This window comes from Pseudomonas sp. P108 (assembly GCF_032613195.1).
Lineage (GTDB): Bacteria > Pseudomonadota > Gammaproteobacteria > Pseudomonadales > Pseudomonadaceae > Aquipseudomonas.
Genome location: NZ_CP126691.1, coordinates 6,624,002 through 6,631,596, shown reverse-complemented (window position 1 = coordinate 6,631,596; position 7,595 = coordinate 6,624,002). Strand labels below are relative to the sequence as shown.

General features: G+C 55.3%; 7 protein-coding genes. All 7 read left to right on the top strand.

The window, feature by feature from the left end; genetic code table 11:
* The first annotated feature begins 567 nt into the window (after positions 1–567).
* The 7 genes from rpmH to rsmG all read left to right on the top strand — a co-directional run bounded on the left by rpmH (position 568) and on the right by rsmG (position 7,586).
* On the top strand, positions 568–702 hold the full coding sequence (gene rpmH / locus QOM10_RS29485; RefSeq protein WP_003213577.1) for a 50S ribosomal protein L34: 135 nt from the start codon (positions 568–570) through the stop codon (positions 700–702).
* 16 nt (positions 703–718) lie between these two features.
* Positions 719–1,120 carry a ribonuclease P protein component gene (gene rnpA, locus QOM10_RS29480; protein WP_016984072.1) on the top strand — a complete coding sequence of 134 codons (402 nt, stop codon included), beginning with the start codon at positions 719–721 and terminating at the stop codon, positions 1,118–1,120.
* Positions 1,113–1,358: a membrane protein insertion efficiency factor YidD gene (gene yidD, locus QOM10_RS29475; RefSeq protein ID WP_010465488.1), complete on the top strand. Its 246-nt coding sequence runs from the start codon at positions 1,113–1,115 to the stop codon at positions 1,356–1,358. Before rnpA ends, yidD begins: the two co-directional genes overlap by 8 nt.
* A 2-nt stretch (positions 1,359–1,360) precedes the next feature.
* Positions 1,361–3,043 (top strand): membrane protein insertase YidC, encoded by a 1,683-nt coding sequence (gene yidC / locus QOM10_RS29470; RefSeq protein WP_095119693.1) that lies wholly within the window; start codon positions 1,361–1,363, stop codon positions 3,041–3,043.
* Between the two features lie 81 nt (positions 3,044–3,124).
* Positions 3,125–4,495, top strand: coding sequence for a tRNA uridine-5-carboxymethylaminomethyl(34) synthesis GTPase MnmE (gene mnmE, locus QOM10_RS29465; protein ID WP_127930335.1), 1,371 nt, complete (start codon positions 3,125–3,127; stop codon positions 4,493–4,495).
* 551 nt (positions 4,496–5,046) lie between these two features.
* Positions 5,047–6,945: a tRNA uridine-5-carboxymethylaminomethyl(34) synthesis enzyme MnmG gene (mnmG, locus tag QOM10_RS29460; RefSeq protein WP_016984066.1), complete on the top strand. Its 1,899-nt coding sequence runs from the start codon at positions 5,047–5,049 to the stop codon at positions 6,943–6,945.
* Positions 6,942–7,586, top strand: a complete 645-nt coding sequence (rsmG, locus tag QOM10_RS29455) for a 16S rRNA (guanine(527)-N(7))-methyltransferase RsmG (protein ID WP_150774626.1) — start codon at positions 6,942–6,944, stop codon at positions 7,584–7,586. The genes mnmG and rsmG overlap by 4 nt, the downstream gene beginning before the upstream one ends.
* Positions 7,587–7,595: the final 9 nt, after the last annotated feature.

Here is a 7,595-nt window from a genome sequence, read left to right as displayed (position 1 = left end):
GGATATCCCCTAAGTTGAAAGCCGGTGAGGCAAAAACAAGCGGCCATTGTAGCGGCGAGCCGTCCACTTATCCACATGCAGGTTGCGCGGTGACCATGATTTATCAATGCGTTAAATCGGAAAAAGGCGACCAACGGTGTGTGAATAAGCTCTGTGGATAACCGCCTCTAAGGGCACTGGACAACTGGGGGTTGAACCCGGTGGATAACCTGCCTGTGGATAACAAGGCTTTCCACACACAGGTTATCCGATAGCGCAGCACAGGCTGACCACGGTTTTCCACTGTAGTTGTCATTCTCTGTACATCAGGTAAAACATGGGCCGGTGTCACTTATCCACAGAAGAAGGCTTGCCTAGCTTTTATAAGCTTTACAGAAAAGCTTTAAATAATTCCCTTCTTTATTTTTATGTATGGCGAGCAGGTGATCAGGCAAAGAACACCTCGAGATCTATTTATAAGGAAACGTTGGTTGGAAATTGACCTGAAGGCTTGCTTTCTCTAGAATCCCCGGTCTCTTAAAACGGGGGCCATTCCGGCCCGTTGTGGACGAACCAGGTAACACGACAATGAAACGTACTTTCCAACCAAGCACTATCAAACGCGCTCGTACCCACGGTTTCCGTGCTCGCATGGCTACCAAGAACGGCCGCGCAGTCCTGTCGCGTCGTCGCGCCAAAGGTCGTGCGCGTCTGGCAGTTTGATAATCCGGTACTGGAGGTGAGTCAGGACTTCAGTCGGGAAAAGCGTCTGCTTACCCCCCGGCATTTCAAGGCAGTCTTTGACTCCCCTACCGGCAAGGTTCCGGGGAAAAATCTCCTGCTCCTTGCACGCAACAACGATCTTGATCACCCCCGTCTCGGGCTGGTTATCGGGAAAAAGAGCGTAAAGCTCTCCGTTGAGCGCAATCGCCTCAAACGTTTGATGCGCGAATCGTTCCGTCTGCACCAGGATTCACTGGTCGGCTGGGATATCGTTATCGTCGCGCGCAAAGGTCTGGGCGATGTAGAAAACCCCGAATTGATTCAGCATTTCGGCAAGCTCTGGAAGCGTCTGGCACGCAGCAAGCCAGTTCCAGAAGTCAAAACCGAAACTGTAGGGGTAGACAGTACCGATGCGTAAACTGGCCCTCGTTCCGATCCAGTTTTATCGCTATGCCATTAGTCCTTTGATGGCCAGCCACTGTCGTTTCTACCCCAGTTGTTCCTGCTACGCGTATGAAGCCATCGAAAATCATGGCCTTCTGCGCGGTGGCTGGCTGACCTTTCGTCGTTTAGGTCGCTGTCATCCGTGGAATCCCGGTGGTTATGACCCGGTTCCACCTATCCCTACCTCCCGTTCTTCTTCGATGGCCGAGTAATCATGGATATCAAACGCACGATCCTGATCGTCGCCCTGGCAATCGTGTCCTACGTTATGGTTCTTAAATGGAACCAGGACTATGGCCAGGCTGCCCTGCCGACTCAGAATGTTGCTTCCAGTACGACTACATCCGGTTTGCCGGACACCGCCACTGGCAATAATGCTGCCGCCAGTGACGATATTCCGCGCGCCGCTAGCGATACCAGCGCACCTGCCGAAACTCCGGTAGCCGCCAGCAAGGATCTGATCCAGATCAAAACCGACGTGCTCGATCTCGCGATCGATCCACAAGGTGGCGATGTTGCTCAACTGACCTTGCCTTTGTATCCACGTCGTCAGGATCGTCCTGATGTTCCGTTCCAGCTGTTCGATAACGGCGGCGAACGTGTTTATCTGGCCCAAAGCGGTCTGATCGGCACCAATGGCCCGGATGCAAATCCGGCCGGTCGTCCGGTCTACTCCTCGGAGAAGAAGACTTATCAACTGGCTGACGGTCAGGACCAACTGGTCGTCGACCTGAAGTTCAGCAAGGACGGCGTCAACTACATCAAGCGTTTCACCCTGAAACGCGGCCTGTATGACGTAGCCGTTTCCTACATTGTGGATAACCAGAGCGCTCAGCCCTGGAATGGCGCGATGTTCGCGCAGTTGAAGCGCGATGCAAGCGCTGATCCTTCGTCCACAACCGCTACTGGCACCGCGACTTACCTGGGCGCCGCCCTGTGGACAAGTTCGGAGCCGTACAAGAAAGTGTCCATGAAGGACATGGACAAGGCACAGCTGAAAGAAACCGTCACCGGTGGTTGGGTAGCCTGGCTGCAACACTACTTCGTGACTGCGTGGATTCCGGCCAAGGGCGAAAACAACATCGTCCAGACCCGTAAAGACAGCAAAGGCAACTACATCATCGGTTACACCGGTCCAACACTGACCGCTGCTCCGGGTGCCAAAGTTGAAACCAGCGCTGTGCTGTACGCCGGTCCGAAAAGCCAGGCTGTATTGAAAGAGTTGTCCCCAGGTCTGGAACTGACCGTCGACTACGGCATTCTGTGGTTCATTGCCCAGCCAATTTTCTGGCTGCTGCAACACATCCACGCCATTGTCGGTAACTGGGGCTGGTCGATCATCTTCCTGACCATGCTGATCAAAGGTATTTTCTTCCCTCTGTCGGCTGCCAGCTACAAATCGATGGCGCGTATGCGTGCCGTTGCACCGAAACTGGCTGCTCTGAAAGAGCAACATGGCGATGACCGGCAGAAAATGTCGCAAGCCATGATGGAGCTGTACAAGAAAGAGAAGATCAATCCGCTGGGCGGCTGCTTGCCGATCCTCGTACAGATGCCGGTTTTCCTTTCGCTGTACTGGGTTCTGCTGGAAAGCGTGGAAATGCGCCAAGCGCCGTTCATGCTGTGGATCACTGACCTGTCGATCAAGGATCCGTTCTTCATTCTGCCGATCATCATGGGCGCAACCATGTTCATCCAGCAGCAGCTGAACCCGACTCCTCCGGATCCGATGCAGGCGAAGGTCATGAAAATGATGCCAATCATCTTCACCTTCTTCTTCCTGTGGTTCCCGGCAGGTCTGGTGCTGTACTGGGTTGTGAACAACTGCCTGTCGATTGCACAACAGTGGTACATCACGCGTAAGATCGAAGCGGCGACGAAAAAAGCCGAGGCGTAACTTGCACTGTGGATAACACCACTCAAAACGCCCCCTAGTGGGGCGTTTTGCTATCTGCCACTTTTGTCTGGATTCCGGTTTATGAGCACACCTCGTGAAACCATCGCCGCCGTCGCCACCGCTCAAGGTCGCGGCGGTGTGGGCATCGTTCGTATTTCCGGGCCGTTGGCCAGCGTTGCCGCGAAAGCTATCAGCGGCCGTGAACTGAAACCGCGTTACGCCCATTACGGGCCGTTTTTCAGTGACGACCAGCAAGTGCTCGATGAAGGTCTGGCGCTGTATTTCCCGGGACCGAACTCGTTCACCGGCGAAGACGTTCTGGAACTGCAGGGCCATGGAGGCCCGATCGTGCTGGATATGTTGCTCAAGCGTTGCCTGGAATTGGGTTGCCGTCTGGCCCGTCCGGGTGAATTCAGTGAACGTGCCTTCCTCAATGACAAACTCGACCTGGCCCAGGCCGAAGCGATAGCCGATTTGATCGAGGCGAGTTCGGCACAGGCTGCACGCAATGCTCTGCGTTCTTTGCAAGGCGCTTTTTCCCAGCGTGTGCATAACTTGACCGAACAACTGATCGGTCTGCGCATTTACGTCGAAGCCGCCATCGACTTCCCCGAAGAGGAAATCGACTTCCTCGCCGATGGCCACGTGCTGAGCATGCTGGACAAGGTCCGCGATGAATTATCCACAGTACTGCGTGAAGCCGGGCAGGGCGCTTTATTGCGCGATGGCATGACCGTGGTGATTGCCGGTCGTCCGAATGCCGGCAAGTCCAGCCTGTTGAATGCGTTAGCCGGTCGAGAAGCGGCGATCGTCACCGAGATTGCCGGCACCACCCGCGATATTCTGCGTGAACATATCCACATCGACGGCATGCCGTTGCACGTTGTCGATACCGCAGGTTTGCGTGATACCGACGATCAGGTGGAAAAGATTGGCGTTGAGCGCGCACTGAAAGCCATCGGCGAAGCGGATCGCGTCCTGCTGGTGGTCGATGCGACCGCTCCGGAAGCGCTGGATCCGTTTGCCCTGTGGCCAGAATTCCTTGAAACCCGGCCGGATCCGGCCAAAGTTACGTTGATCCGTAACAAAGCAGACCTGACGGGTGAATCCGTTTCCCTGGAAGTCAGTGAAGATGGCCACGTGACGATCAGCCTGAGCGCCAAATCTGCAGGCGATGGTCTGGAACTGCTGCGCGATCACCTCAAGGCGTGTATGGGCTACGAGCAGACTTCGGAAAGCAGCTTCAGTGCTCGTCGTCGCCATCTGGAAGCGTTGCGCCATGCCAGTGCAGCCCTTGAACACGGTCGTGCACAACTGACTCTGGCCGGCGCCGGCGAGTTGCTGGCCGAAGACCTGCGTCAGGCTCAGCACTCTCTAGGGGAAATCACCGGGGCATTCAGCTCTGATGATCTGCTGGGACGGATCTTTTCCAGCTTCTGTATCGGTAAATAACCCCCCGCTTTCCACAGACAGGTCCATTCGCGACCTGTCTGTGCCTCCTCTTTCTCAAATCTTTATCCAGTGCCGGGCAGATTTCGTCTCCCTGAGCGGATTTCTCGTGCCCGTTATTTCTTCATTCACCGCATTTCTGTGGATTAAGCCCTGTGAATAACTGCCACTGAGACCGGTTGATAACAGGGCCTCAAAACTGGATATAAACCCATCTGTGGATAACCATCCCTTTAATCCACAGGCTTAAACCGGTTATCCAAGGCCCTCATTGGCACATGGTCACAGGGTTTTGAATCTCTGTACATGTTGAATATAAAGGCCTGTAGCAATCTATCCACAGATAATGGCCTCAGTAGAAATAAACATAAAAACAAAGGTTTTATAAATTTCTCTCTTTTTTATTCTTTTAACCTCGAGTTCTCCACAGCTGGTTAAATTTTGTGCAAAGGGTTCTTTAGGAAGGGCGAAGTCCCTATACTTGTCGACCAGGTCCAAAAACCTGATCTCAAACTATTCCTGAATTACCTACTTAAGCAGGCACGAGGTGCGTGGTGGATTTCCCTTCCCGTTTTGAAGTGATCGTCATCGGCGGCGGTCATGCCGGTACCGAGGCAGCACTGGCCTCAGCACGTATGGGGGCAAAAACCCTGTTGCTGACGCATAACGTGGAAACCCTCGGTGCCATGAGTTGCAACCCGGCCATCGGTGGCATTGGCAAAAGCCATCTGGTCAAGGAAATCGATGCCCTCGGCGGCGCGATGGCAACGGCCACCGATTTGGGCGGCATCCAGTTTCGCGTGTTGAACAGCCGCAAAGGCCCAGCCGTACGGGCGACTCGTGCGCAAGCCGACCGGATTCTGTACAAAGCCGCTGTCCGCGAAATCCTCGAAAACCAGCCGAACCTGTGGATATTTCAACAAGCCGCTGACGACCTGATCGTCGAGCAGGAACAAGTCCGTGGCGTGGTCACGCAAATGGGTCTGCGGTTCTTCGCCGATTCAGTGGTGTTGACCACCGGCACGTTCCTTGGCGGACTTATCCACATCGGTTTGCAGAATTTTTCCGGCGGCCGTGCCGGTGATCCGCCATCGATTGCACTGGCTCACCGTCTGCGTGAACTGCCATTGCGTGTCGGTCGCCTGAAAACCGGTACACCGCCGCGTATCGACGGCAAGTCTGTGGATTTCTCGGTGATGACCGAGCAACCGGGCGATACGCCGATTCCGGTGATGTCGTTCATGGGCAACAAAGAACAGCATCCACGTCAGGTCAGTTGCTGGATTACTCACACCAACGCCCGCACCCACGAAATCATTGCCGCGAACCTCGATCGTTCGCCGATGTATTCGGCTGCCGGTGAAATCGAAGGCATTGGCCCGCGCTATTGCCCATCGATCGAAGACAAGATCCACCGCTTTGCCGACAAGGAAAGCCATCAGGTGTTTATCGAACCGGAAGGTTTGACCACCCATGAGCTGTACCCGAACGGGATATCCACAAGCTTGCCGTTCGACGTGCAATTGCAGATCGTGCAATCGATCCGTGGCATGGAAAACGCACATATCGTGCGTCCGGGTTATGCGATCGAGTACGACTACTTCGATCCGCGCGACCTGAAGTACAGCCTCGAGACTAAAGTCATCGGCGGTCTGTTCTTTGCCGGACAAATCAACGGCACCACCGGCTACGAAGAAGCCGGCGCCCAAGGTTTGCTCGCTGGTGCCAACGCCGCACTGCGTGCCAAGGGCAAAGAAGCCTGGTGCCCGCGTCGCGACGAAGCCTACATCGGTGTGTTGGTCGACGACCTGATCACCCTCGGCACCCAAGAGCCGTACCGCATGTTCACTTCCCGTGCCGAGTACCGCCTGATTCTGCGCGAGGACAACGCTGACCTGCGTCTGACCGAAAAAGGTCGCGAACTCGGCCTGGTCGATGACGCGCGTTGGGCAGCCTTCTGCAAGAAACGCGAAAGCATCGAACTCGAAGAGCAGCGCCTGAAAAGCACTTGGGTTCGCCCGAATACGCAGCAGGGCGATGCGATTGCCGAGAAATTCGGCACGCCGCTGACACATGAATACAATTTGCTCAATCTCTTGAGTCGTCCGGAAATCGACTACGCTGGTCTGGTCGAAGTGACCGGCAACGGCGCCGAAGATCCACAGGTCGCCGAGCAGGTTGAAATCAAGACCAAATACGCCGGTTACATCGATCGTCAACAGGACGAAATTGCCCGTCTGCGCGCCAGTGAAGACACGAAATTGCCTGTGGATATCGATTACACCAACATTTCCGGTCTCTCCAAGGAGATCCAGAGCAAGCTCGGCGCGACTCGACCAGAGACGCTGGGCCAGGCTTCGCGGATCCCGGGCGTGACCCCGGCAGCGATTTCGCTGTTGATGATTCATTTGAAAAAACGCGGCGCGGGCCGTCAGTTGGAGCAAAGCGCTTGAGTTCTAAGGTCACTTCGCAACACGCCGAAGAGTTATCCACAGGAGCCCGCGAGCTCGGTGTCAATCTCACTGAAGCCCAGCATGAATTGCTGCTGGGTTATCTGGCCCTGTTGATCAAATGGAACCAGGCCTACAACCTGACCGCCGTGCGCGATCCGGACGAAATGGTGTCGCGGCACTTGCTCGATAGTCTGAGCGTCATGTCGTTCATTGAAAACGGCCGCTGGCTCGACGTCGGCAGCGGCGGCGGCATGCCGGGTATCCCGTTGGCGATCCTGTATCCGGACGCGCAAGTGACCTGCCTGGACAGCAACGGCAAGAAAACCCGCTTTCTGACTCAGGTCAAACTCGAACTCAAACTGGATAACCTGCAAGTTATCCACAGTCGTGTCGAAGCCTTCCAGCCTGCTCAACCGTTCAACGGGATCATTTCCCGGGCGTTCAGCAGCATGGAGAACTTCACCAACTGGACTCGCCACTTAGGCGACGCCGATACACGCTGGCTGGCAATGAAGGGCGTTCATCCGGCCGATGAGCTGGTAGCATTGCCGGCAGACTTCAAACTCGATAGCGAACACGCCCTGGCCGTACCCGGTTGCCAAGGCCAACGCCATCTGCTGATACTGCGCCGCACGGCATGATTGGGAACA